Source organism: uncultured Acidovorax sp. (assembly GCF_964021665.1).
Taxonomy (GTDB): domain Bacteria; phylum Pseudomonadota; class Gammaproteobacteria; order Burkholderiales; family Burkholderiaceae_C; genus Acidovorax; species Acidovorax temperans.
Genome location: NZ_CAXIAK010000024.1, coordinates 23,708 through 45,395 on the forward strand (window position 1 = coordinate 23,708; position 21,688 = coordinate 45,395).

Below are 21,688 nucleotides of genomic sequence, written 5' to 3' on the forward strand. Positions count from 1 at the left end.
GCACGCCGCTGGGCCAGTGCGCAAGAACACGCATCGGGTGAAGCCTTGAAGCAGTCAATGCTACGCCATCCGGATGACAAGCCAGGGAGCCGGGCGCGCATCAATTGACCTGCATCAATGCTCATGGCGCCTGGAGTGAAGAGACAGCTTGGCGGCACCAGGCAGTGGCTATACACATCAAAATGGGCTCTAGCGCTCTATAGAAAAGCGTCAATAGCTACATTTTTAATAGCAAAAAGAGAAAGGCGACTCCACCGCCCCTCCCACTGCGAGGCGCCTCGTTCGCAAGCGCCCTAGATTGGCACTGGAGACGCCACCACTTCGACACGATTGCGCCCGTTTTGCTTGGCCAGGTACATGGCCGCATCCGCACGCTTGAGCACTGTCTCGGCGGAATCACCGCGCGTGCACAGGGCTACCCCAATGCTCACCGTGACGGGAATGGCGTGGTGGTCCGCACGCAAAGGCTGGGTTTCCACCAAGGCACGCAGGCGCTCGGCTACCGCTTCGGCGCCCGGCCCATCGGCGTTGGGTAGAAAAATGGCGAATTCCTCACCGCCCAGCCGGCCCATCACGTCTTCCTTGCGCAGGCACTGCTGGGCCAGGGCCACAAACTGGCGCAGCACATCGTCCCCCCCCGCCATGACCCCAGGTGTCGTTGATTTTCTTGAAGTGGTCGAGGTCCAGCGCCAGCACGGGCAGCCCCTGGCGCGTGCGCTGGGCGTTGCTGATGGCCTTGTCCAGCAGCGTGAGGTAGGCGCGGCGATTGAACACGTTGGTCAGCGAGTCCATTTCCGCCAGATGGCGCAGTTCTGTGGTGACGTGTTCGTTGGTCAGCAGCAAGGTCCCGAAGGCGATCATCACCAAGGCCACGGTCGATTCCAGCGCCACATACTGCGAAATCCGCTGCGCCATGTCGGACCCGGCCTCCGCCGCGCTGATCAGACCAAACAGCGCCGGCCGGAGCAGCAGAAATGCGCCATGAAAACCCACCATGGCCGCAAAAATATAACGGGCGGGTACCTTGTTGAAGCCACCCCGCGCCAAGGTGACCGCTGTGAGCAGGAAGTACACCCCACCCACCAAACCCGAAAGCACAAAGCGCGCTACCGGATGGGGATGCCCCACGGTGAAATAAACCGCCAACGCCACCACCGCAACAATCGCTGCCGTTGCATATCCATGGTGTGGCAGCCGCAGCCCCAGGTAGGCGCGGCCGCCCAGAAAGCAGCAATACGCCGCCACTGCAATGCCTGCCTGGGCCACCACCACAGAGAGCACCAAGGGCATGTGCTCGCGCACCAGCAGGCTGGCACCAAAAACGGAGGCGCTCAAAAATGAAAGCACCCAAAAACCCAGCCCAGGAATATGCTTGTTGAACCGCCAAACCAAATGCAGCACAGCGGTGACCAGCGCCGCGAGGATGGCGGCAAGGGCAATAAGGGTGGGACTGTGCACTGCAGGAGGGCGTGAGGCGCCGGTTTGGGAGCGAGCGAAGTAGCAAAAACCGCTGGCGTGTAGCCGGGAGTCGAGCAAGCACCACCAAAAAACCGCTGACAGGTTTTTCAGAACATGCCGCCGAAATGACTTTTAAATGTTAACCTGCCCGGCTACATACCAAAGCACGGCACAGAGATTTTTATACCCTGCGCAGTGGCGCGAACCAGACACCGAAGCGTCAGGTCTGCGACCACAACGCGGCACAGCACACGACCACGCCGTCAGCCAGCGACGTGGCACTCCCGACGCAACAGCGCCAATGCGTCGTGCAGTTGGTAGTCCATATCGCTGGTCAAGGTCCTGGTCGCCTCTTGAACAAAACCGTTCCACAGCGCCAGGTAATCGTCTTGGTACACGCCAGGCGCGTGGGCCTGAATGAACTCAGCCGCCAATGGGGGCTGCCACCCATGCTTGCGAATGCGGCGCACCAGGCTGGCTGCAGCTTTTTCGGTGAGCAGCGTCTTCTTCGGAACCCCAGCAGCCACGCACAAGAACAGCGTGAGCAGCGAATGCTCATCGTCGTTGCCTTGTGTGGTCTTGGTCCATAGCTTGCTGGCGGGCTGCGGTGGCTCTGCAGCTTCGTCCAGTGCATCCAGGCTGCGGTGGTAGCTATCGACCTCGGCCAAGGGGTCGTCCAGCAGAAAGTACCGCGCGCGAAAGGCCCCCATGGGGCGCAGCAGGTTGCGCAGCGGCACAGCCGCATCCAGGAGCTTGGGCAAGTCGGCCAGCACTGCCGGACACTGTGCCTGAACCACCGGGCGCATGTCTGCAGGCAGGCCTGGGGGCAAACGCAGCGCGGTGGGTGCTGGCTGCTTTTTCTTGCGCAGTGCTGTCACCAGTTTTTCGAAACCTACCGTGTGCGGCCATTCGCCAGCAGCCATCGCGCTGGGGGCCAGGGCCTGCATCAGGAGGCCGGTGCGGATGACGGCTTCTGCATCCGCCCCGGCAGACTCCAGCTCGTCCGTGTCCAGGTCAAACTGTTCAGCCAGCCACTGGGCCGCCGTGATGGCCTGGGCCATCTGGCTGCGCCGCGCCAGTTCGGCCTGGTATTCCGCATGGCTGCGAAGCGTCCAGACGGCCAGCAACGCAGTCTGCGCATCGTCGTAACCCGCCATGCCGAAATTGCTACTCTCGGGCATGGCGATCAGCTTTTTGAGCATGTCGGACCCGCCTTTGGAACGCGACAGCAACGAGTTGTCGCGCAGCGACACAGCGGCCTTGTCGAGGTCGCCACCCGTGGTCTCCAGCAGGTAGAGGCTGATCATGTTGACCATGCGGTCCCGCGCTTTTTCGAGTTCAGGGCGCAGAAACTCGCTTCCAAAGTACCGGGCGATCTGCACGATGCCCTTGGGCGCATCGGCATTGATGGCGGCAAGCCGCTCTGCGTCGATGATGCCGCGACGCACGCCATGGGCCAGCACCTTGTCGAAGAACGGGCGTGCGTCGTGCAGTTGCAGTGCGTTGCCCGCTGGCACAGCGCTGGAATCGGTGGTTTCAGGCATGGCTTGGTTCGCAGGCCCGTTCAAATGGCAGATTCTTCATCAGACACGCGGGCCGCGGGTGTGGCCTTGCCGCGGTCGGTCTCGCTGGTCTCAAACTTGCCGTCGTCTTCTTCCGCAGGCTCTTCGGCGTCGTCCAACCCCAGATCAAAGGCCCGCGCCTTGGCCCGCAGCACCAGCAAGGTCTCAATGAACAGGTCGCGGCATTCATAGCGCAGCAACCAGGCCATTTGCATCCAGTCGCCATCAGCCACTTCGTCGAGCTCCACGCGGGGCTGCACATAGCCCGACGCCAGGAGCTCGTCATCGCTCAGCGTGGGGCCATAGTCCTCGGTGGCATCAAACGTGCCGGTGCGGGCAAAGGCTTCCAGTCGGCTCCACTTCTCTGCGAAGTAATTGGCCAGGGCCTCGGCCCCGCCCTCCAGGTTGCCAATCGCGTTCAAAAACTCCACCGGGTCTGCATCGTCGCGGAACACCACGGCGTTGACCATGTTGCGCAGGTGTGTGTGGGTCAGGTCCTTGTATTGCTTTTCAAGCACCATGGCCCGCGCGAATTGCTCGGGGGTGACCAGCAGGTTCACTACGGAGGCCTTGGAGTCGTCGTATTCGCGCATGACGGCCAAGATGTCTTTGGGCTCCAGCTGATCCAGCACGACCATCAGGGCGTTATCGCCTTCGGTGTCTGCCAACTCGGCCAGGGCAGACTCGGCGCCCACGATGTCGCCTGCAGCAATGAGACTGGTAGTTTTGGTGATGAGGGCCAGGTGATTGCTCATGGATGTCGGTGCATTGGTTGGGGAATGGATCAGTCTTTGCGCTCAAAGCCCACGTCGGCCAGCCAGTTTGCGCTGGCTTCTTCGCGGCTGCGGCTGTCGTGTGGTTCCACGACATCGTCTGCACTCAGTGCGTCGTAGTCATCGTCGTGCTCGCGGTCGTCTACATCGTCCTCATCACCTTCAGCATCTGCCTCGCCACCCACAGCCGAACCAGCAAACCTGGCCTGCTGTAAATACTCCAAACCGGCAGCGATCACCATGAAACGGTCGCCACCTGGCTCTGCAAGCACCGTCTTGGCCAGCGCTGCTGCCCAGGGCTCCAGGGAGATGCAAGTGCTCAGGCTTTCCCACGGTGGCAGATGGTCTTGCCCCACAGCCAGCGCCTGTTCCAGCGGAGCAGCGCGGGTGAAGCGAAAACCTTGGTGGAAGACCACAGCCACCATCTCCGGGGCCAGCTCCATCATCTTGACCAAGAAGCCGATCTCCGAACGCTTTTGGGCCAGCCGCTTGCGCAGCACATCCTTGCCTTCGGAGTCTTGGGTCAGGTCATCAATCTCGGCCTGATAAGCCGAGCGCAAGTCATGGAAAAAAGGAGAGATTTTCACGGGGCAAGAATGTTGTGGGTGTAGGTTTGCCAGATTTCCTGGGCGGTCTGCAGAGGGTCGTCCAGCAGGTTGCGTCGGCGGTTATCGTCATAGGCTTGGCGAGCGGCCTCGTCCGAGAGCACCTCATAAGCCTTTTGCACGGCAGCGAAGCGCTGAGCGGCATCCGGGGCGTCGTTCTTGTCCGGGTGATAGAAAGAGGCCTTTTGCCGAAAGGCTTTTTTGATATCTGCCAACGAAGCATGGGCCGCCAGCCCCAAAGCAGAGTAGTGATCGGTCATGGTTCTGTCTGTGTGAATACCCAGGGCGGTTGCTTGAGGCCCTGGGGCAAATCGTGCGCACTGCACTCATCAGGCGCTCTTGCCCCGGGCGAAAAATGGGGGCCGCACACTTGAAATCAAGTGCGCGGCGCAGCCTCTTGAAAACCCGGAAGCTTGAAAAAGCTGGAATCAGCCCGCCAGGCTGACAAAGACGTTTTGCACGTCGTCATTGGCATCAATGGCAGCCAGAAAGCTCTCCACCTCTTCCAGCTGCTCTGCCGTGAGATTCGCTGGATTGACAGGGTTCTTGGGCTTGTAGCCCAGCTTGGCAGACAACACGGTGAAGCCTTGGGCTGGCAGTGCACGGCTGACCAGATCCAGATCCGTGGGATCCGTCCAGAACATGGTGACGCCCTCTTCGTCACCGGCTTCAAAGTCCTGGGCTCCCGCTTCAATCGCTGCAAGCTCGGGGTCGGCGTCAGGACGAGCGGGCTCAGCTTCAATCATGCCCACATGGTTGAAATCCCACGCCACGGAACCCGAGGTGCCCAACTGCCCTTTGCGAAACAGCACCCGCATTTCAGGCGCGGTGCGATTCACGTTGTCGGTCAGGCACTCCACCATCACAGCCACTTGATGCGGAGCGAACCCTTCGTAAATCACGCGCTCGTAGTTCACCGCATCAGCGCCTGTACCCGAACCCTTCTTGATGGCGCGCTCCAGCGTGTCTTTGGGCATGGAAGCCTTGCGGGCCTGCTCGACCACCAAGCGCAAGCGAGAATTGGTAGCAGGGTCTGCCCCACCACGCGCAGCTACAGTGATTTCCTTGACCAGCTTGCCAAACAGCTTGCCTTTGGCATCAGCCACCAGTGCCTTGCCCTTTGCTTTCCACTGCGCGCCCATGGTGCTTCTCTTTCTTTGTGTTGTAGTGCGCTCAGGCGCCCTGTTTTGTCATTGATATGTGTTGTGCAGGTGTCTTGCACCCTGAGGGAAGACAGACACCGGCGACCGCATATTTTCGTTGATTTGACGAGCCGCCCCGCGAGGGCTACTTTGCTGCTCCGAAGCAGGCTCTATGTAAGCAATATCCAGGGGGAGGAAATACCCTGTGATTGATTGTCATGAAGCACGAGTTCACGCAACATCGCTGCGCCAATCTCGGCACCCAAGAGTAATCACAACATGAAAAAAATTCTCATTCTTGCCCTCGCTCTCGCACTGTCTCCAGCCCTCATGGCCAAGGGGCTTCACCACAGCCCGAAAGTACACGCTGTACAAAAAAGCTCACAAGTGAAGCCATCCCACACCGCCAGCCGCAGCAAGGCGAAACCAACAAGTCACAAGCGAACTGCAAAGCCCCAGTCCAAACGCGCCAGTGTCAAAAAATAACGAGACTGCTGGAGCATGAGTCTCGGGTGGCCGCCTGTTGCAACCATGGGCGGCTACCCTGCTAGATAATTCACGAGAGCAAAAAAACAAAACCCACTGCTTTTACAAGCAGCGGGTTCGAAGGCGATTGGCCAAATTGGGTGGTAGGACGTACAAGATTCGAACTTGTGACCAACGGATTAAAAGTCCGCTGCTCTACCAACTGAGCTAACGTCCCAACCTGTCTCTTTACATTTCTGTAGAGTCTCAAATTATAGCCTGAATTTCAGGACCAAGAAGAAACCCCGGCAATTTTGTCGAGCACCCAGCCGGCCGCACATTGGCCAAAAGTCGCCGTCACCGCAACCACCGATCCATAGCCATGGCAGTTGAGCGATCCGTCACCCCCACTTTCCACCGCGCATGAAGCATCGGGCGGCGCCACGGACTCACGGCTAAAAACGCAGGAGACACCGATTTTTTTACCGTCTCGTGCAGCACGGTGGTGTTTTCTGAGGCGGTAACGAAGCTGCGCCAACAGAGGGTCATGCGTCGTGGCAGACAGGTCATCGATGTCCACCTTGTGGGCCTGGCGCTTGCCGCCTGCGGCACCTACCGAAATCAACAACTGCTTGTTGGCAAGGGCCCAAGCAGCCATGGCAGTCTTCGCTCGCACTTGATCGCAGGCGTCTACCACTGCAGACACTTTCACGCCGCCGAGCAGCTCCGGCCAGTTCTCAGGCTCGACAAAGTCTTCGATGCAATGAACCACGCAACCTGGATTGATCAGCGCGACCCGGTCACGCATGGCAAGCACCTTGGCCTGACCCACCGTGGTAGAGACCGCATGGATTTGGCGGTTGATGTTGGACTCAGCCACATGGTCCAAGTCCACCAAGGTCAGTTGGCCGACACCACTGCGGGCCAAGGCCTCGGCCGTCCAGGAACCGACCCCGCCCACACCCACGACAACGACATGAGCATCACGGATGCGCTGAGCCCCGCCCACTCCGTACAGCCGCTCCAGACCGCCGAATCGGCGCTGAGTCACCTCGTCCGGCAGCTGCGTGGCTTCAGCGGTATTTAACGCAGACAAAGAATTGGATGTCACTTCAAGCGCGCAAGTCGTTCTTTGGCAGCGGCAGCGGCTTCAGATTGTGGGTAAACGCGCACCAAATCTTCCAGCGTTTTTCGGGCTGCACGGTTGTCTTTGAGTTCCAACTGGCAATTGGCGATCGAGAGAGCCGCCTCGGGTGCGCGTGCGTGCGAAGGCGCATCCGAAAGCAACTGCTTGAAATTGCCAATCGCTTCTTTGTACTCGCGCTGCGCATACTGTGCATTACCCAACCAAAAACGGGCAGATGGGCCATAACCGCTTCGGGGGTATTGACGCACGAAGGATGCGAAAGCCGTGTTGGCCTCGGCAAACTTGCCAGAACGGAAGACCGCCAGGGCGGCTTCGAAATCACGCTTTTCAGCAGGGTCAGCCTGGAACTCCTGTCCGTCCAGCGTCACCTTGACCGGCTCGAACTTGCTCAGCCTTTCATCCACCCCTTGGGCGATGTCTTTTTGACGGCGCTGCAGGTCCGCGACGTCCCTGATGAGCTGCTCATTTTGGCCGCGCAATTTCGCCTGCTCCACCCGCAGCACCTCAATCTGGTTTTGCAAATCCAGCAGGATGCGGCGAAGTTGCTCGGTGTCTTGGCGGTGCTCGTCCGCTGCCTTTTGCTGGGCAGCCTGCATGGAATCCACACGCTGGCGAAGCTCAAGGATGGCACGACGTGCTTAAAAAAAAAAAAAAATGGCGGCGTTGCTGGCCGAAGCAAAAAGCCCCGCCAGCACAAGGGCCAGCAGGGATTTCACGGGTTTGGCGATCACACCGGTGTGCATTAGCGGTACGACAGTTCAGCACGGCGATTTTTCGCGTGCACTTCTTCCGTGCCACCTTGGGCAGCAGGCTTTTCCTTGCCAAAGCTCACAGCCTCCACCTGTGCATCCGACACCCCCAGCAATGCCAGGGCGCGACGAACGGCTTCAGCGCGCTTTTGGCCCAGAGCCAGGTTGTATTCGCGGCCACCGCGCTCGTCGGTGTGGCCTTCCACCATTAGCTTGCGGTTACCGCCAGCTTTGATGAAACGGGCATGTGCCTCAATCAAAGATTGGAATTCTGGCTTGATGACGTAGCTGTCATAGTCAAAGTACACGATACGGCTCACACCCACCGGGCCGGCAGCATCGCGAGCCGACTGTCCCAGATCTACCCCAGCCACGCCGCTTTGGCTGGTGCTACCGGAGTTGGCACCGTTACCAGTGGTAGAAGTAGAGCCTGTTTTGTCTTCAACGGGCACATCGTCGAGCTTGACGCCAGAGCTGCAGCCTGCGGCAAGAAGTGCGACGAGGGAAAGGGCGAGGGTTGCGTGTTTGATCATCAAAAAATCTCCAGAAATTACGGATTGCTAAAAAGAGTCAAAAGTTCATTGTTTTTGGAACGAGCCCCAGTCAGGCTCTCGAATGTCCCCTGCTTGTCCTGCCAAGCGTGCCTTGATTTTTCCGTCCAGCGTTGTTGTCATCAGAGCCTCACGCCCCTGCTGCTGAGTCGCGTACACCAGCAGTCGGCTGTTGGGTGCAAAGCTTGGACTCTCATCCGCTGTCGTGTCTGTAATGGCATTGACTGCGCCGGAAGCGAGATCCATGACGTGCAGCTTGAAGGCCCCACCCACCCGAGAGATGAAGGCAAGCCACTTGCCATCAGGGCTGATGCTGGGGGAGATGTTGTAGTTTCCAGAGAAGGTCACTCGCTCAGCACTACCGCCGCCAACGGGAACACGATAAATCTGGGGCGCGCCACCACGATCGCTCACGAAGTAAATCGTGCGACCATCGCTCGAAAACACCGGCTCCGTGTCGATACCAGAACTCTGCATAAGACGACGCGGCTCTCCTCCATTGGCGTCAATGGTGTAGAGCTGCGAGCCGCCGTCACGGCTGAGGGTGACCGCCAAAGTGCGGCCATCTGGAGCCCAGGCAGGAGCACTGTTGGAGCCGCGGAAATTCGCAATCAAACGGCGACGCCCCGTGGCCACGTCGTGCACATACACCACGGGCTTGCGTGATTCGAAAGACACGTAAGCGATCTGCCCACCGCTCGGAGACCACGCAGGCGAGATGATGGGCTCGGGGCTGGACAGCGCGGACTGGGCGTTCTCACCATCCGCATCCGCCACCCAGAGGCTGTAGCGAGAACCGGTCTTGGTCACGTAAGTGATGCGCGTGGAAAACACACCTCGCTCGCCCGTGAGCTTTTCGTAAATGAAGTCGGCGATACGGTGCGCCACCAGACGCAAATCGCCTTGGGTCACGACAAAGCTCTGCCCACCCAAATCCTGACCCCGAACCACGTCCCAGAGCCTGAAGCGCACGTCATACCGCCCATCGGCCATCCGGGTGATACTGCCGGTAGCCAGAGAATCGGCGCTTTTTTGCCGCCACATTGCCACGTCGGGGCGCGACGATTCGTCCATTGCAGCGCCCGAAGCATCGATGGAGCGAAACTGACCACTGCGCTCCAAGTCCGCCTGAACAATTGCAGCAATCTTCTGGGGAGCCTGGGCATCGCCACGAAACGGAGCGATGGCAATCGGCAATTGCGTCAAGCCCACGCCGGTGACTTCGACACGAAACTGCGCCATGGCCGGCGCTACCGAGGTCGCGGCCAAGGCAGCCAGCACATTTCGGCGGTGATGGAGCGGCTTGGCCGCAGCGAGAATTTGGTGTGAGTGGTGTTCGATGGTCATTGGCGTTCAGAAATAGCCGAACTATCGCAGTCTGGCGGAAGACAACCTTCAATGTTACACACTGGAAAGCCCCCCCTGTGACAAACTGTTCGGCATCCCTCACAGGGAAAGGCATTTTTTGCGACTTTCAGGCACCCATGGATTCCACGCGTCTTCCGGCGTGAACGGGGCCAGAGAACCTGCCAACAACGCGTAGTCCAAGCGTGCATGCAACTTTGGCGCACGCAGTTGTTGCTCTGCCCCGCCCACTTCAACCCGAAGTGCAATGCCGCAACCGTAGAATCCGCGTCACATGCAAGCAAATGAATCGCAAGGCGAGCAGCGCGCCACCTCCAGCCTTCCCTTGATGACCAGACTGGCACGGCTGGCGGTCTACTTCGGGCACCAGCGGCTTGCATGGGGCTTGGCGATTGCCGCGACCTTGGTCGGCGCTGTGACCGAGCCCATGATTCCTGCCCTCTTGCAGCCGTTGCTGGACAAGGGATTCACCCAAGGCACCCTGCAGCTGTGGACGGTTCCTCTGGCCATCATGGGGGTCTTTCTCATCAGAGGCCTGGCTCAATTCATAGGCCAATACGCGCTGGCCAAGATTGCCAACGAGGGCATGCTGCTATTGCGCAAGGCTTTGTTTGAGCGTGTGCTGGCAGCAGAAATGGGCCTGTTTGGCCGCCAATCGGCCAGTGCGCTTTCGAACACGGTGGTGTACGAGGTGCAGAACGGATCCAACCTGCTGGTGCAAGCGCTTCTGGGCCTCTCTCGGGATGGCTTCACATTGATTGCCCTGCTGGGATACCTGCTGTACCTGAACTGGCAACTGACGCTGATCGTGGCCGTGGTAGTGCCGGGCGTGGCCTGGATCATGAAAACCTTGTCACACCGTCTGTACAAGCTCACCAAATTCAGCCAGCAAGCCACCGATGAACTCGCCTACGTGGTGGAAGAAAACGTACTGGCCCACCGCATGGTGCGCCTGCACGGTGCCCAGCAAAGCCAGGCAAGCCGTTTCGGCGCGCTGAGCCAGAGCCTGCGACGCCTGGCGATCAAATCCACCATCGCCTCAGCTGCCATGACGCCGCTGACCCAATTGTTGGCAGCCGCAGCCTTGTCGGCGGTGATCTGCATCGCCCTGTGGCAAAGCCGTGGGGTGGTGGACTCCAAAGACGTCACGGTCGGCGGGTTTGTCTCGTTCATCACCGCGATGTTGATGCTGATTGCCCCCATCCGCCGGCTGGCGGATGTGGCCAACCCCATCACGCGTGGCGTTGCTGCGCTGGAACGAGGTTTATCGCTACTGGGTGACACCGGGGCAGAGTCAGAAGGCACGCACACTGCCGACCGGGTGCGGGGAGAGATTGTGCTGAACCAGGTCAGCGTCTCTTTCGGCGCAGAACAGGCGCCAGCGCTCAACAACGTCAGCCTGCGTGTGGCACCGGGCGAGATCGTGGCGCTGGTGGGCCCCTCGGGCGCGGGCAAGACAACGTTGGTCAACCTGCTGCCACGTTTCGTCAACAGCAGTCAGGGCCAGATCACGCTCGACGGGCATGAGCTGAGCACCTGGAACCTGGCCTCCCTGCGCAGCCAATTTGCCATGGTGAGCCAGGACGTGGTGATGTTCAACGACACCATCGCGGCCAATGTGGCGCTGGGCAGCGCCATGGATGAAAAGCGGGTGCACGAATGTCTGGCGGCAGCCAATCTGGCAGAGCACATTGCGGCGCTACCGCAGGGCATTCATACCGTGGCAGGCCACAATGCAGCACAACTGTCTGGGGGGCAACGGCAACGTTTGGCCATTGCCCGTGCGCTGTATAAAAACGCTCCCATCCTGATACTGGACGAAGCGACATCAGCGCTCGACACCGAATCCGAGCGCCTGGTTCAAGACGCCTTGCAGCGGCTGATGCAAGGAAGAACCACGCTGGTAATTGCCCACCGCCTCTCGACCATTGAGCATGCCGATCGCGTGGTCGTCATGGAGCGCGGGGCCATCGTGGAGCAAGGCACCCACGCGCAACTGATGGCTTCGGGCGGCCTCTACGCCCGCTTGCAGAGCCGTACGGCCACGCCCGCAGAGCTTTGATGGCGCGCCGCTACGCGCACCAGTAGCCGTCAATCACCAGGAGCCGGCGTTGGGCTGGCGCTTGCGAATCGCTGCCGAAAGCTGCGCAGCCAATTCGCTGCGGCTGACCCGCTGCGCAAAATTCACAGCAGTCAAACCCAGCTGGTTTTTCAGAGTGGGGTCCGCCCCTTCATCCAGCAATAACTTCACCATCTCTGCGGAGCCATACTGCGCGGCCATCATCAAAGGCGTGGTGCCATTGGGAGAAGCAGCGTCGATATAGGCATGGTTCTCCAGCAACAGCGCCGCTATACGCAAATGCTGCTCAGTGCCACCAGAAGCAGCGTAGTGCAGCGGCGCCCAGCCGGTCTTGTTGACATCTGCATCGCGAGCGATCAGCTTGCGTACCGCCTCCACATTGCCCTTGATGGCCGCCATCATCAGCGGGCTTTCGTCCTGCGCGTTGCGCGCTTCCACCTGCGTGTTGCGCGCGGCCAGCAAAGCGTCGAATGCTTTGTCGGACTCTTGTTTCAAGGCAATGACCAAACCCACCTGCCCTTTGGCATCGCGTGTGTTGGGATCGAAGCCCCGGCGCAGCAAGGCAGTGATGGTGGCAGGGTCGTCGCGCAAAATGGCCGTGAAAAAATCTTCGTACGAGCCTGCCCAAGCCAGAGGGCTGGCTACTGCGGCCCCCGCGGCCAACAGCACGTTGCGACGATGGATCATGGCGTCACCCCTTTGAACAGTGTTTCAAAGTTGCGGCTGGTGGCGTGTCCCACCTCTTCCACCGCAATGCCTTTGCACTGCGCCACCTGCTGGGCGACATAAGGCACAAAGGAAGGATTGTTGGTTTTCCCTCGGTACGGCACCGGCGCCAGATAGGGGCTGTCGGTCTCGATCAAGATTCGGTCCAGCGGAGTGAATGCCACCACGTCACGCAAGTCCTGCGCGTTCTTGAAGGTGATGATGCCGGAGAACGAGAGGTAGTACCCCAGGTCCAGCGCAGCCCGGGCCACCTGCATGGATTCCGTGAAGCAATGGAAGACACCGCCCGCGATGTTGCCTGCACCATCTTCCCCTTCTTCCCGAAGGATGGCCAATGTGTCGTCCGACGCACTGCGGGTGTGGATGATCAACGGTTTGGCGCAGGCGCGCGCCGCGCGGATATGGGTGCGGAAACGGTCGCGCTGCCACTCCAGATCAGCCACGCTGCGCCCGCCCTTGCGGTCTTCCATGCCGTAATAGTCCAGCCCGGTTTCGCCAATCGCCACCACACGGGGCAACGCGGCTTTGGCCAGCAAGTCCTCCACAGAGGGCTCCTGCACGCCCTCGTTGTCGGGGTGCACGCCCACCGTGCTCCAGAAGTTGTCGTAGGCCAATGCCAGAGCGTGCACGTCACCAAACTCTTCCATGGTGGTGCAGATACACAGGGCCCGGTCCACGCGGGCATCGGCCATCGCCTGGCGAATGGCTGGCATTTGGCTCACTAGTTCGGGAAATGAGAGATGACAGTGCGAGTCAATAAACATGCGGCATCAAAATAAAAAAGCCGACCAGCCAGCGCGGGTCGGCACAGGGCGCAACGGCGCCATCAAATGGTCTGGGTAGGACGCTCCGAGCCCAGGGCAGTTCCCAAGATTTCTTCGATCTTGAGCTTGAGCAGACGGGATTTTTCGTCTTTCGGAAACTGGATGCCGACCCCCTGGGTGCGATTACCGGCCGCACGCGCTGGGGTCACCCACGCCACGCGACCCGCCACCGGGTAGCGTTGGGTATCTTCTGGCAAGGTCAGCAGCACGTAGACGTCGTCGCCCAGCTTGTAGTCGCGCTGGGTGGGGACAAAAATGCCGCCTTCTACAAAAAAGGGAATGTACGCAGCATACAAAGCGCCCTTTTCCTTGATGGCCAGCTGCATGACGCTGGGACGGGGGGCATTGGACGGAGTGCTCATGGTCAGGAATGCGTTGGTTGTCTGGAGTGTAGGGTGTTTCGCGCCTGGGCGACAAGCGCTTCCAGCATCAGTCCGGCATTGAAGGGGTGGTCTGCCGTGCGTGCCTCCTTGGCCAGCGCCTTGGACCAGCGGGTGAGCGCGGCCAAGGGTGGCGGCTTGGGTAGATCAGCCGCAGCGAAGTAGCGCGGCGCGGCTCCTACCGCCACGGCCAGCAAGTCATGGCAGAGCTTTTGCAAGGCCTCAATGGCCTGCGCGGGCGTCCAGTCGCCCAGCGCAGTGACATCCCCACGCGCCACCGCCTGCGGCAGCGATGCCCAGGCCTGGGGGCTGCGCCCTGAACGGGCCACCGCCAGCGCATCATCAGGCCGACCGCCCGCTGCACGCAAAAACGCGGTGGCCGCATCGGCGGCAACGCCTTGCGATTGCAGCCACTGCAGCATGTCGGTCTGCGCAGGCCACGTCATGGTATGGCCCAGGCAACGGCTGCGAATGGTGGGCAGCAACTGGTGTGCGGCCTCGCTGGCCAGCACAAAACGCACGTCGCCCGGCGGCTCTTCCAGCGTCTTGAGCAGCGCATTGGCCGTGACGTGGTTCATCTGCTCTGCGGGGTAAACCAGCACCGCCTTGCCGCGCCCGCGGGCAGAGGTGCGCTGTGAAAACTCCACCGCATCGCGCATGGCTTCCACGCGAATTTCGCGGCTGGGTTTGCGCTTCTTGTCGTCGATTTCGGCCTGGGCTTTTTCCGACAAGGGCCAGCCCAGCTCCATCATCTGCACTTCGGGCATCAGCACACACAGATCCGCATGGGTGCGCACCTCAATGGCGTGGCAACTGACGCACTGGCCGCACGCTCCGTGCGGGGTGGGTGCATCGCACAGCCAGGCGCGCACCAGCTCCAGGCCCAGGGCATACTGCCCCATGCCTGAGGGGCCTTGCAGCAACCACGCGTGGCCACGTTGCGCGAGCAAGGTGGTGCGCTGCGCCGCAATCCACGGCGCCAGTGCGGGGGAATTGTTGGAAGGCAGATTGCTCACGCGACGGCTCCTGGCGTGGGCACCATGATGGACAACCACCCCTTGCGCACAAACACGCTGGTGAGCTGCTGCCAAACACGGTGGCGGTCCTGTGCGGCATCGATGCGGGCGAAGCGCTGGGGCGCGGCAGCCGCCCGGTCGGCATAGCCCTGGGCTACGCGCCGGAAGAACTCCACGGGCTGGGACTCGAACCGGTCGGGCACTCGCGCACCGGCCAGCCGCTCGGCCGCCACTTCAGGGGTCAAATCAAACCACACGGTCAAATCGGGTTCACGCATCAAATCAGGCTCTGGCGCAACACCAGTCTGCGCCATGCGCTCCAAAATCGATAGCAAATTCGTATCAAACCCGCGCCCAGCGCCTTGGTAGGCAAAAGTGGCATCGGTGAAGCGGTCGCACAGCACCACATCGCCACGCGCCAGGGCCGGTTCAATCACCTGGCACAAATGGTCGCGCCGGGCCGCGAAGATCAACAGGGCTTCGGTCAGCGCATCCATGGGGTCATTCAACACCAGCTCGCGCAGCTTTTCGGCCAGCGGGGTGCCGCCGGGCTCCCGACTGAGCGTGACGTTGCGGCCCTGGGCCCGAAAGGCTTGTGCCAAGCCGTCGATGTGCGAGGACTTGCCTGCACCGTCGATGCCTTCAAACGAGATGAATAAGCCAGAACGTGACATGGAACCCTTCAGTGTTGAGGCCGTGCCCCATCAAGTCGATCAACCGCCATCTACCGCCTGCACACCAGTTACTGCGATTGCCCCCGCTGGTAGCGATTCACCGCCCGATTGTGTTCGTCCAGACTGGTGCTGAAATGGCTGGAGCCATCGCCCTTGGCCACAAAGTAGAGCGCACGGGTGGACGCTGGCTGCACCGCGGCCAGCAGGGCCGCCTTGCCCGGCATGGCGATGGGCGTGGGCGGCAAGCCGGGACGGGTGTAGGTGTTCCAGGGCGTGTCGGTCTGCAGGTCACGGCGGCGCAGGTTGCCGTCAAACTTCTCGCCCAGGCCGTAGATGACGGTGGGGTCGGTCTGCAGCAGCATGCCCACCCGCAGGCGGTTGGCAAACACCCCGGCAATTTGCGCCCGGTCGCTGGCCCGGCCGGTTTCTTTTTCAACAATGCTGGCCAGAATCAGCGCTTCGTCGGGTGACTTCAGCGGCACATCTGATGCCCGTGCCGCCCACGCGGCCTCCAACCGGCGGTCCATGGCGTGCAATGCACGGCGCAGCAGCGCCAGGTCGCTCGAACCCTTGGCATACGAATAGGTGTCAGGAAAAAACCGCCCTTCCGGGTGCACACCCGGGCGGCCCAGCTGGGCCATGATTTGCTCAGCCGTCAGCTGCGCCGTGTCTTGTTTGATCTGATCTTCCTTGGCCAGCGCCTGGCGCACTTGCCGGAAGGTCCAGCCCTCCACCAGGGTCAAGGTCCGCAAGGCCTCCTCGCCGCGCACCAGCATGCGCAGCAAACTGCGTGGTGTGGTGCCTGCCGGAATCTCGTAGTTGCCCGCCTTGATCTGGCGGTCTTGGCCAGACAGGCGAAACCAGGCGTAGAGCAGCTGCGCGTTGGTCTGCGCACCCGCAGCCACCACATCACGGGCCACGCCGCGCGGGGTGGTGCCGGGCTCAATCGCCAGCTCCAGCGGCTCGGCACCTGTGGTCAGGGGCTCGTGCAACCACCATGCGGCAGCGGCGCCGCTGGCGATCAATAAAACAAACACCCATGCCAGTAAACGTCGCACAACCCTGCTGCCTGTGTGAAAAGGAGGGGGCATCATAATTCAGCCATGACGCAGCTTTTGAACGGTATTGCCCCCCTGTCCCACCTCGGCGTGATTCGCGTGGAAGGCGAAGACGCCGCGAAATTCCTTCACGGCCAGTTGACGCAGGACTTTGCGCTGCTGGACATGCAGCACGCCCGGCTGGCGGCTTTTTTGTCGGCCAAGGGCCGAATGCAAGCCAGCTTCATCGGCTTCAAGCGCAGCGCCACCGAAGTGCTGCTGGTTTGCAGCCTGGACTTGCTGGCCGCCACGCTCAAGCGCCTGTCGATGTTTGTGCTGCGCGCCAAAGCCAAGCTCAGCGATGCGACGGCGGACTTCGCACTCTACGGGCTGGCGGGTGACACTATCAAAACCATAGCTGGCGGCGCTTTACCTGCTTGGTCCAAGGCCGATTTTGATCAAAACACGATCATCCACCTCTACCCGGCCGCAGGCCAGCCGCGCGCGCTGTGGATCGCCCCCCAGGGCAGCCCCGCACCCCAGGGCCCGCAGCTCGACCCATCGATCTGGCTGTGGAGCGAGGTGCAAAGCGGTGTTGCCACGCTCACGGCACCGCTGGTGGATGCGTTTGTGCCGCAAATGCTCAACTACGAATCGGTGGGCGGTGTGAACTTCAAGAAGGGCTGCTACCCCGGCCAGGAAGTGGTGGCGCGCAGCCAGTTCCGGGGCACACTCAAGCGCCGTACCTATCTAGCGCACGCCAGCAGCGACATGGCCGTGGGCAGCGAAGTCTTTGCCGCCGACGACCTGGAGCAGCCTTGTGGCACGGTGGTGCAGACTGCGCCGTCGCCGCAAGGGGGCGTGGATGCGCTGGTCTCGCTGCAGATCGCGGCCACCGAACAACCGTTGCAGGTGGGCGCAGCCGGTGGCGTGGCCTTGCAGTTGCAAGCCCTGCCGTACCCGCTGCTGGAAGATATTTAAGAGTCTGCCTGCACAACCCCTGCAAGGGCGCCAGCAGGCTTGGCGCTCAAAGCGCCTGGGTCATCAGCACATGGGCCAGCCCGGCTTCCTCATAGGGCGCACCCGCCACCGTGAACCCCGCCCGCTCATAGAACCCTTGTGCGCTGCACCCCGCGCGCAGTTGCACCTGCGTGTCACCCCGGGCGCGCGCGGCCTCTAGCAAGGCAGCCAGCAGCACACGGCCCCACTGGGCACCGCGCACGGACCGGTCTACCGCCATGCGCCCAATGCGGCCCACGCCCGGGGCCTGTTGCAGCAGCCGGCCCGTAGCCACAGGCTGCCCCAGGCGGTTGTAGAGCACCGCGTGGCGCGCGCTGGCATCCAGCGCGTCTGCTTCCACATCGGCGGGTATGCCCTGTTCGCGCACAAACACCGCCGTGCGCAGGCGGGCGGCATCGCGGCCCAGCGTATTCCAGTCACCTGTGCGCACTTCGACCATCTCGGCACCGGCCTCGTACCCCTCCAGCATCGCCCGCAGCGCCGCAGGCACCGGGGTGGATGTCTGAGTGGCTGGGTCGGCAAACACATAGACCAGTTCGCCAGTGACCAGCAAGCGGTCGCCACAGAAAATGGCCGCTTCAAACAGGCAGGATGAGTTGCCAATGCGCGCGCAGCGCATGCCCACGTCCAGCGTGTCGTCCAGCTTGGCCGAGGCGTGGTATTCCACCGTGGCCTTCTTCACATACATCTCGCCGCCCAGGATGTGCATGCTGGCCTCGTAGGGCAGCGCCAGCGCGCGCCAGTACTCCGACATGGCGGTGTCGATGTACATGAGGTAGTGGGCGTTGAACACGATTTTCTGCATGTCCACTTCGGCCCAGCGCACGCGCAGGCGGTGCATACAACGGAAGTTCTGGCGTTGCATTCGGTATCACTCCATTCCAAAGGCTTGGCGCAGCGCGCGGGCTGCGTCGGCGTGGGCTTTCAATGCCTCGGGCACGGCACGGCCCATCTTGATGAATTCATGCGTCACGCCACGGTAGATTTCCAGATCGACCGCCACGCCGCTGGCGCGCAATTTGTCGGCGTAGTCCACGCCTTCGTCCACCAGCGGGTCACACTCGGCCAGGCCGATCCACGCAGGGGCCACGCCTTCGACATCGGGCGCGTGCAGGGGGGCAAACCGCCAGTCCTCCCGCTCGGCCCGGCTTTGCACATAGTGCCCAAAGAACCAGCTGATGGCGGGCTCTTCCAGCACCAGGCCGCGCGAGTAGGTGGCGTGGGAGGGAGTGTCCTGGTGCGCCGCGCAGCCTGGATAAAACAGCAGCTGCAAAGCCAGCGGCAGGCCCGCATCGCGCGCCAGGATGGCGTTGACTGCCGCCAGGGTACCCCCAGCGCTGTCGCCCCCCACCGCCAGTCGGGCGGGGTCTGCGCCCAGCGTGGCAGCGTGCTGGGCCAGCCAGGCCAGCGCGTCCCACGCGTCGTTGCTGGCCGTGGGAAACCGGTGCTCCGGCGCCAGCCGGTATTCCAGCGACACCACCATCGCCCCCGAAAGGCGCGCCAGCTCGCGGCACAGCACATCGTGCGTGGCAATGCTGCCAATGGTGAAGCCGCCGCCGTGCAGGTACAGCAGCAGCGGCAGCGCGGCGCCCCCCGCCTCGACAGGTGCGTAGAGCCGCGCGGGCATGCGGTAGCCGTCGCGCGCGGGGATGTGAAAGTCTTTCACCCTGGGCAGGGGCGCCTTGGGCACTTCCAGCACACCGGCACCGGCCTCGTAGGCCTTGCGCGCATCTTCGGGGGTGCGCGTGTGCAGCGGCGGGTGCCCAGCGCGGGCCATGCCTTGCAGCACGCCGCGCATTTGCGGCGTCAGGCGGGTGTGGTGGATGTGCAAGTCGGTCAAAACACAAAGCTCCGTGGGTTGCGGTCGAAAAATTGGGGCAACGCCTACTTGAAGCTCACCCGCACAGGCTCGGCCCCTGGCAGGCCTTCAAATGTGGCCGTGACCGACAGGCCGGCCTTGGGTGGCAGCAGGGGCGAGAAAGAGCCCAGGCTGATCAGGTCGCCCGGCTGCATTGCCAGCCCTTCTTGCGCCAGGGCCTGGGCCAGCCACACCACGGCGTTGAGTGGGTGCTCCAGAATGTCGCTGCCCTTGCCGCCACCCAGCCGGGTGCCAGCGCCATCGGTCAGGCTGACCTGCATGTCGGCCAGAGCCTGCAGGAACGCGTAGCGCTCTGCACGGTAGGCTGGCACGGCCAGCGGCGCACCGGCAACGCCCAGACGAGCGCCCACATTGATGGCGCTGACGCCAGCGCCGTTGAGCTTGGGCGGCGCCTGCACCAGCAGGTCGGGCAGCTCAATGAACGGAATGACCTGGTCAATCGACTCCAACACCTGCAGGGGCGTCTTGGCCTGGTTGATCTGGGCGCTTTTCACGCGCACCAGCATGTCGGCCTCGAACAGTGGGCGGGCACCAAAGCCTGCCTCTACCGCCGCGCCGTTGGCCAGCACCATGCCTTCGTACAGCTTGCCCCAAACGGGCTTGTCGGTGTTGAAGCGCTTTTGCACTGCGGGGTTGGTCAGCCCGGCCTTGTAGCCCACCACCTTGCCAAAGCGCTGCGCGAGCAGGCTGTTGACCTTGGCGCGGGTGCAGGCGCCGTCAGCGTCTGACAAGCCCTCGATATTGGCGGCGGGCTTTTTGGCCACGTAGTTGGCGACCAGGTCAGACACCTGCGTATCGGTCAGGCACTGGGCACTGGCGCTTGTCGCGCAAGTGACGGCCAGCAAAACAGTCATCAGGGTTTGCTTCGTAGGCATGTGCGTCTCCTCCTTATAAAGTGGGCCTTTGCGGGCTGGCGGCTATCGTAATCGCTGGCGTTCTTCTCCACATCCATCTCACACCATGGCTTTCATCAACTACGTGACCCAGATCCAGTTCGAGTTTGGCGCGGTGCAACTGCTGCGCCAGGAATGCGATCGGGTCGGCATCACCCGCCCCCTGATCGTGACCGACCCCGGCGTGAAAGCCGCCGGGGTGCTGCAAAAAGCGCTGGACGCCCTGCCCGGCCTGCCACTGGCCGTTTTCGACCAGACCCCGGCCAACCCCACCGAAGCCGCCGTGCGCGCGGCCGTGGCGGTGTACCAGGCCCAGGGCTGCGATGGCCTGATTGCCGTAGGTGGCGGTTCGGCCATCGATTGCGCCAAGGGCATTGCGATTGCAGCCACCCATGAAGGCCCCCTCACCCACTACGCCACGATTGAAGGCGGCTCCCCGCGCATCAGCGAGCGCACCGCGCCGGTCATTGCCGTGCCCACCACCAGCGGCACGGGCAGCGAGGTGGCGCGCGGCGCCATCATCATCGTGGACGACCACCGCAAGCTGGGCTTTCACTCGTGGAACCTGGTGCCCAAGGCCGCCATCTGCGACCCTGAACTCACCCTGGGTCTGCCCCCCATGCTCACGGCCGCCACGGGCATGGACGCCATTGCGCACTGTATGGAAACCTTCATGTCTGCCGCCTTCAACCCGCCGGCCGATGGCATTGCACTGGATGGCCTGGAACGCGGCTGGGCTGCCATCGAAAAAGCCACCCGCAACGGCAGCGACCGCGAAGCGCGCCTGAACATGATGAGCGCCAGCATGCAAGGGGCCATGGCTTTCCAGAAAGGGCTGGGGGCTGTGCATTCGCTCAGCCACAGCCTGGGCGGCGTGAACCCGCGCCTGCACCACGGCACGCTCAATGCCATATTCTTGCCTGCAGTGGTGCGTTTCAACGCGCAAGCAGAGTCGGTACAGAAAGAGCGCCGCCTGGAGCGCATGGCCCACGCCATGGGCTTGGCGTCCTCCACCGACATCCCCGAGGCGATTCGCGACATGAACGCGCGCCTGGGCCTGCCCACGGGCTTGGCGGCCATGGGTGTCACGCCCGATGTGTTTGACGATGTCATCAAAGGCGCCATGGCCGACCACTGCCACAAGACCAACCCGCGCGTTGCCACGCCTGAGCAATACCGGGAAATGCTGCACCAGAGCTTGTAAGAACGTGGTGCCCGGCGGCTGAACCCGCCAAGCCAGCCCTACAACCGGTGCACCACCCCCATGTCGGGCCGCTGCAGCCACTGGGGGTCTCCTCGTTTTCAGTGCAATAAGTGACGGTACGAAAAGCTAGCACTGGCG

Annotated in this window: 23 protein-coding genes, 1 tRNA gene and 1 pseudogene; 4 read left to right on the plus strand and 21 right to left on the minus strand. The window is 62.1% G+C overall.

The annotated features are described in order from the left end of the window. Window positions 1-293: 293 nt before the first annotated feature. From AADJ04_RS07455 to AADJ04_RS07485, 7 genes are all read right to left on the minus strand, one after another. A complete protein-coding gene (locus AADJ04_RS07455; RefSeq protein ID WP_341239228.1) occupies window positions 294-644 on the minus strand; it encodes a GGDEF domain-containing protein in 351 nt (116 codons plus the stop codon). After that, on the minus strand, window positions 553-1,335 hold the full coding sequence (locus AADJ04_RS07460) for a diguanylate cyclase (protein WP_244938947.1): 783 nt from the start codon (window positions 1,333-1,335) through the stop codon (window positions 553-555). The genes AADJ04_RS07455 and AADJ04_RS07460 overlap by 92 nt, the downstream gene beginning before the upstream one ends. 386 nt (window positions 1,336-1,721) lie before the next feature. Next, window positions 1,722-3,002, minus strand: coding sequence for a hypothetical protein (locus AADJ04_RS07465; RefSeq protein ID WP_198845677.1), 1,281 nt, complete (start codon window positions 3,000-3,002; stop codon window positions 1,722-1,724). A gap of 20 nt (window positions 3,003-3,022) precedes the next feature. After that, window positions 3,023-3,775 (minus strand): hypothetical protein, encoded by a 753-nt coding sequence (locus AADJ04_RS07470; RefSeq protein WP_066786092.1) that lies wholly within the window; start codon window positions 3,773-3,775, stop codon window positions 3,023-3,025. Window positions 3,776-3,804: 29 nt separating this feature from the next. Further along, entirely contained in the window at window positions 3,805-4,380 is a 576-nt protein-coding gene (locus tag AADJ04_RS07475) for a hypothetical protein (RefSeq protein WP_066786090.1), read from the minus strand. Further along, window positions 4,377-4,658 (minus strand): DnaJ domain-containing protein, encoded by a 282-nt coding sequence (locus tag AADJ04_RS07480; protein ID WP_044394862.1) that lies wholly within the window; start codon window positions 4,656-4,658, stop codon window positions 4,377-4,379. Before AADJ04_RS07480 ends, AADJ04_RS07475 begins: the two co-directional genes overlap by 4 nt. A 168-nt stretch (window positions 4,659-4,826) precedes the next feature. Beyond that, a complete protein-coding gene (locus tag AADJ04_RS07485) occupies window positions 4,827-5,540 on the minus strand; it encodes a YebC/PmpR family DNA-binding transcriptional regulator (RefSeq protein ID WP_044394863.1) in 714 nt (237 codons plus the stop codon). 279 nt (window positions 5,541-5,819) lie between these two features. On the opposite strand from AADJ04_RS07485, the gene AADJ04_RS07490 reads away from it, so the two are divergent. Beyond that, window positions 5,820-6,026, plus strand: a complete 207-nt coding sequence (locus AADJ04_RS07490; RefSeq protein ID WP_341239229.1) for a hypothetical protein — start codon at window positions 5,820-5,822, stop codon at window positions 6,024-6,026. A 141-nt stretch (window positions 6,027-6,167) separates the two neighbouring features. Here the strand turns inward: AADJ04_RS07490 and AADJ04_RS07495 are convergent. The 5 genes and pseudogenes from AADJ04_RS07495 to tolB form a co-directional block, all read right to left on the minus strand. Next, a tRNA-Lys gene (locus AADJ04_RS07495) sits at window positions 6,168-6,243 on the minus strand. A gap of 48 nt (window positions 6,244-6,291) precedes the next feature. After that, complete coding sequence (locus tag AADJ04_RS07500; protein ID WP_341239238.1) at window positions 6,292-7,101, minus strand: tRNA threonylcarbamoyladenosine dehydratase; 810 nt, start codon at window positions 7,099-7,101, stop codon at window positions 6,292-6,294. An 11-nt stretch (window positions 7,102-7,112) separates the two neighbouring features. Further along, window positions 7,113-7,895 (minus strand): annotated as a pseudogene (ybgF, locus tag AADJ04_RS07505) (tol-pal system protein YbgF). Then, entirely contained in the window at window positions 7,895-8,434 is a 540-nt protein-coding gene (gene pal, locus AADJ04_RS07510; RefSeq protein ID WP_207374644.1) for a peptidoglycan-associated lipoprotein Pal, read from the minus strand. Before pal ends, ybgF begins: the two are co-directional and overlap by 1 nt. 45 nt (window positions 8,435-8,479) lie before the next feature. Further along, on the minus strand, window positions 8,480-9,799 hold the full coding sequence (tolB, locus tag AADJ04_RS07515) for a Tol-Pal system beta propeller repeat protein TolB (RefSeq protein WP_341239230.1): 1,320 nt from the start codon (window positions 9,797-9,799) through the stop codon (window positions 8,480-8,482). A 292-nt stretch (window positions 9,800-10,091) separates the two neighbouring features. Between tolB and msbA the strand changes: the two genes are divergently transcribed. Next, on the plus strand, window positions 10,092-11,879 hold the full coding sequence (gene msbA / locus AADJ04_RS07520) for a lipid A export permease/ATP-binding protein MsbA (RefSeq protein WP_341239231.1): 1,788 nt from the start codon (window positions 10,092-10,094) through the stop codon (window positions 11,877-11,879). A gap of 33 nt (window positions 11,880-11,912) precedes the next feature. On the opposite strand, the gene AADJ04_RS07525 is transcribed toward msbA, so the two are convergent. From AADJ04_RS07525 to mltG, 6 genes are all read right to left on the minus strand, one after another. Next, the gene (locus tag AADJ04_RS07525) at window positions 11,913-12,584 is read right to left on the minus strand and encodes an ankyrin repeat domain-containing protein (protein ID WP_066697015.1); all 672 of its coding nucleotides are present in this window, start codon (window positions 12,582-12,584) and stop codon (window positions 11,913-11,915) included. Continuing rightward, window positions 12,581-13,387: a TatD family hydrolase gene (locus AADJ04_RS07530; RefSeq protein ID WP_066783053.1), complete on the minus strand. Its 807-nt coding sequence runs from the start codon at window positions 13,385-13,387 to the stop codon at window positions 12,581-12,583. The genes AADJ04_RS07525 and AADJ04_RS07530 overlap by 4 nt, the downstream gene beginning before the upstream one ends. A gap of 62 nt (window positions 13,388-13,449) precedes the next feature. Further along, complete coding sequence (locus AADJ04_RS07535) at window positions 13,450-13,809, minus strand: PilZ domain-containing protein (protein WP_044394620.1); 360 nt, start codon at window positions 13,807-13,809, stop codon at window positions 13,450-13,452. Between the two features lie 2 nt (window positions 13,810-13,811). Further along, window positions 13,812-14,843, minus strand: coding sequence for a DNA polymerase III subunit delta' (locus AADJ04_RS07540; RefSeq protein ID WP_341239232.1), 1,032 nt, complete (start codon window positions 14,841-14,843; stop codon window positions 13,812-13,814). Beyond that, the gene (gene tmk / locus AADJ04_RS07545; protein ID WP_207374648.1) at window positions 14,840-15,517 is read right to left on the minus strand and encodes a dTMP kinase; all 678 of its coding nucleotides are present in this window, start codon (window positions 15,515-15,517) and stop codon (window positions 14,840-14,842) included. The genes AADJ04_RS07540 and tmk overlap by 4 nt, the downstream gene beginning before the upstream one ends. A 68-nt stretch (window positions 15,518-15,585) precedes the next feature. Then, window positions 15,586-16,575, minus strand: coding sequence for an endolytic transglycosylase MltG (gene mltG, locus AADJ04_RS07550; RefSeq protein ID WP_341239233.1), 990 nt, complete (start codon window positions 16,573-16,575; stop codon window positions 15,586-15,588). A 45-nt stretch (window positions 16,576-16,620) separates the two neighbouring features. Here mltG and AADJ04_RS07555 point away from each other — a divergent pair, with 45 nt between their 5' ends. Further along, complete coding sequence (locus tag AADJ04_RS07555; protein ID WP_341239234.1) at window positions 16,621-17,535, plus strand: folate-binding protein; 915 nt, start codon at window positions 16,621-16,623, stop codon at window positions 17,533-17,535. Between the two features lie 46 nt (window positions 17,536-17,581). On the opposite strand, the gene AADJ04_RS07560 is transcribed toward AADJ04_RS07555, so the two are convergent. The 3 genes from AADJ04_RS07560 to AADJ04_RS07570 form a co-directional block, all read right to left on the minus strand. After that, window positions 17,582-18,439: a YbgC/FadM family acyl-CoA thioesterase gene (locus AADJ04_RS07560; RefSeq protein ID WP_341239235.1), complete on the minus strand. Its 858-nt coding sequence runs from the start codon at window positions 18,437-18,439 to the stop codon at window positions 17,582-17,584. Between the two features lie 6 nt (window positions 18,440-18,445). After that, window positions 18,446-19,372, minus strand: a complete 927-nt coding sequence (locus AADJ04_RS07565; RefSeq protein WP_341239239.1) for an alpha/beta hydrolase — start codon at window positions 19,370-19,372, stop codon at window positions 18,446-18,448. A gap of 86 nt (window positions 19,373-19,458) precedes the next feature. After that, window positions 19,459-20,328: a fumarylacetoacetate hydrolase gene (locus tag AADJ04_RS07570; protein ID WP_288482695.1), complete on the minus strand. Its 870-nt coding sequence runs from the start codon at window positions 20,326-20,328 to the stop codon at window positions 19,459-19,461. A gap of 85 nt (window positions 20,329-20,413) precedes the next feature. On the opposite strand from AADJ04_RS07570, the gene AADJ04_RS07575 reads away from it, so the two are divergent. Beyond that, entirely contained in the window at window positions 20,414-21,550 is a 1,137-nt protein-coding gene (locus AADJ04_RS07575) for an iron-containing alcohol dehydrogenase (RefSeq protein ID WP_341239236.1), read from the plus strand. Window positions 21,551-21,688 lie beyond the last annotated feature (138 nt).

Bases quoted from the DNA above. Each gene is read 5' to 3' on its own strand.
- AADJ04_RS07455 (WP_341239228.1), bottom strand. From the start codon at position 644: ATGGCGGGGGGGGACGATGTGCTGCGCCAGTTTGTGGCCCTGGCCCAG.
- AADJ04_RS07465 (WP_198845677.1), bottom strand. From the start codon at position 3,002: ATGCCTGAAACCACCGATTCCAGCGCTGTGCCAGCGGGCAACGCACTG.
- AADJ04_RS07470 (WP_066786092.1), bottom strand. From the start codon at position 3,775: ATGAGCAATCACCTGGCCCTCATCACCAAAACTACCAGTCTCATTGCT.
- AADJ04_RS07480 (WP_044394862.1), bottom strand. From the start codon at position 4,658: ATGACCGATCACTACTCTGCTTTGGGGCTGGCGGCCCATGCTTCGTTG.
- AADJ04_RS07485 (WP_044394863.1), bottom strand. From the start codon at position 5,540: ATGGGCGCGCAGTGGAAAGCAAAGGGCAAGGCACTGGTGGCTGATGCC.
- AADJ04_RS07490 (WP_341239229.1), top strand. From the start codon at position 5,820: ATGAAAAAAATTCTCATTCTTGCCCTCGCTCTCGCACTGTCTCCAGCC.
- pal (WP_207374644.1), bottom strand. From the start codon at position 8,434: ATGATCAAACACGCAACCCTCGCCCTTTCCCTCGTCGCACTTCTTGCC.
- tolB (WP_341239230.1), bottom strand. From the start codon at position 9,799: ATGACCATCGAACACCACTCACACCAAATTCTCGCTGCGGCCAAGCCG.
- msbA (WP_341239231.1), top strand. From the start codon at position 10,092: ATGCAAGCAAATGAATCGCAAGGCGAGCAGCGCGCCACCTCCAGCCTT.
- AADJ04_RS07525 (WP_066697015.1), bottom strand. From the start codon at position 12,584: ATGATCCATCGTCGCAACGTGCTGTTGGCCGCGGGGGCCGCAGTAGCC.
- AADJ04_RS07530 (WP_066783053.1), bottom strand. From the start codon at position 13,387: ATGTTTATTGACTCGCACTGTCATCTCTCATTTCCCGAACTAGTGAGC.
- AADJ04_RS07535 (WP_044394620.1), bottom strand. From the start codon at position 13,809: ATGAGCACTCCGTCCAATGCCCCCCGTCCCAGCGTCATGCAGCTGGCC.
- tmk (WP_207374648.1), bottom strand. From the start codon at position 15,517: ATGTCACGTTCTGGCTTATTCATCTCGTTTGAAGGCATCGACGGTGCA.
- AADJ04_RS07555 (WP_341239234.1), top strand. From the start codon at position 16,621: ATGACGCAGCTTTTGAACGGTATTGCCCCCCTGTCCCACCTCGGCGTG.
- AADJ04_RS07560 (WP_341239235.1), bottom strand. From the start codon at position 18,439: ATGCAACGCCAGAACTTCCGTTGTATGCACCGCCTGCGCGTGCGCTGG.
- AADJ04_RS07565 (WP_341239239.1), bottom strand. From the start codon at position 19,372: ATGCGCGGCGTGCTGCAAGGCATGGCCCGCGCTGGGCACCCGCCGCTG.
- AADJ04_RS07570 (WP_288482695.1), bottom strand. From the start codon at position 20,328: ATGCCTACGAAGCAAACCCTGATGACTGTTTTGCTGGCCGTCACTTGC.
- AADJ04_RS07575 (WP_341239236.1), top strand. From the start codon at position 20,414: ATGGCTTTCATCAACTACGTGACCCAGATCCAGTTCGAGTTTGGCGCG.